This window comes from Streptomyces sp. MMG1121 (genome assembly GCF_001280015.1).
Classification (GTDB): Bacteria; Actinomycetota; Actinomycetes; order Streptomycetales; family Streptomycetaceae; genus Streptomyces.
Genome location: NZ_LGDV01000039.1, coordinates 1 through 1,494, shown reverse-complemented (window position 1 = coordinate 1,494; position 1,494 = coordinate 1). Strand labels below are relative to the sequence as shown.

Here is a 1,494-nt window from a genome sequence, read left to right as displayed (position 1 = left end):
GTGACCTCGACCTGCTCCGCCCGATCTACGCCCAGACGGCGGCCTACGGCCACTTCGGCCGCGAGCTGCCCGACTTCACCTGGGAGCGCACCGACCGCGCCGAGCTGCTCAAGGCGGCCGCCGGCCGCTGAGCCCGCCACCAGGACGAGCCCGGCACCCGGACGGCCGGGCCGGCGCCCGCGGCCGACCGCGCCCGGCACCGGCGACCCAAGCGATCGAAGGAGTTCCCGTGCGCATCGCGGTGACAGGATCCATAGCCACCGACCATCTGATGGTCTTCCCCGGGCGGTTCGCGGACCAGCTGCTGCCCGACCAGCTCGCGCACGTCTCGCTCTCGTTCCTTGTCGACCGGCTCGAGGTGCGCCGGGGCGGGGTCGCGGCCAACATCGCCTTCGGGCTCGGCGGCTTCGGGCTGTCGCCCCTGCTGGTCGGGGCGGTCGGCACGGACTTCGCCGAGTACGCGGTGTGGCTGAAGGAGCACGGCGTCGACACCGGGGGAGTGCGCGTCTCCGCCGAACGGCAGACGCCCCGCTTCATGTGCATCACCGACGAGGACGCCAACCAGATCGCCGCGTTCTACGCGGGCGCGATGGCCGAGGCGTGCGACATCGATCTGCGTGCCCTCCTCACCGGTGCCGAACGCCCCGGCCTGGTCCTGGTCTCGCCCGACGACCCGTCGGCGATGCTGCGCCACACCGCCGCGTGCCGGGACCTCGGTATCCCCTTCGCGGCCGACCCCTCGCAGCAGCTGGCCCGCCTGCACGGCGACCAGGTCCGCGATCTGGTGGACGGCGCCACCTGGCTGTTCACCAACGAGTACGAGGCCGCGCTGCTGACGGAGCACACCGGCTGGAGCCGCGACGAGGTCCTCGCGGCCGTCGGCACCTGGGTCACCACCCTGGGCGCGGCGGGGGTACGTGTCGAACGCGCCGGACAGTCCCCGCTCACCGTCCCCGCTGTCCCCGGCATCGAACCGGTCGACCCGACCGGCGGCGGCGACGCCTTCCGCGCGGGATTCCTGGCCGCCGTCAGCCAAGGAGTGCCGCTGGCGCCCGCGGCCCGACTGGGTTGCGCGCTGGCCGCCGGCGCCCTCGGCGCGGTGGGCTCCCAGGCCCACGAGGTCGACCCGGTGCAGCTGGCCGCCGTCGTCGAACGCGCCTACGGCCCCGGCGCCGCCAAGCCGCTCGCACCCCTCCTGGGCGAGGGCGCGTTGTCATGAACGCCGACGGCAGGAACCGTATCTCCGCCCTGCGCGAGGCACTTGGCACCCGTGTGGTGGTCGCCGACGGCGCGATGGGCACCATGCTCCAGGCGCAGGACCCGACGCTGGAGGACTTCCAGCAGCTCGAGGGCTGCAACGAGATCCTGAACGTGACGCGTCCGGACATCGTGCGGTCGGTGCACGAGGCGTACTTCGCGGTGGGTGTCGACTGTGTCGAGACCAACACGTTCGGGGCCAATCACTCCGCGCTCGGTGAGTACGACATCCCGGAG

The 1,494-nt window shown here is 73.1% G+C and carries 3 protein-coding genes; all 3 read left to right on the top strand.

Features of this window, described 5'->3' with window-relative positions:
- Positions 1-131: methionine adenosyltransferase domain-containing protein (locus tag ADK64_RS44730; protein ID WP_159046176.1), on the top strand; the 131-nt coding region annotated here is incomplete at its 5' end.
- A 98-nt stretch (positions 132-229) separates the two neighbouring features.
- Entirely contained in the window at positions 230-1,219 is a 990-nt protein-coding gene (locus tag ADK64_RS06625; protein ID WP_053656028.1) for a carbohydrate kinase family protein, read from the top strand.
- Positions 1,216-1,494 (top strand): homocysteine S-methyltransferase family protein (locus ADK64_RS06620; RefSeq protein ID WP_159046175.1); only part of this gene is annotated, 279 nt, incomplete at its 3' end. The genes ADK64_RS06625 and ADK64_RS06620, both read left to right, overlap by 4 nt.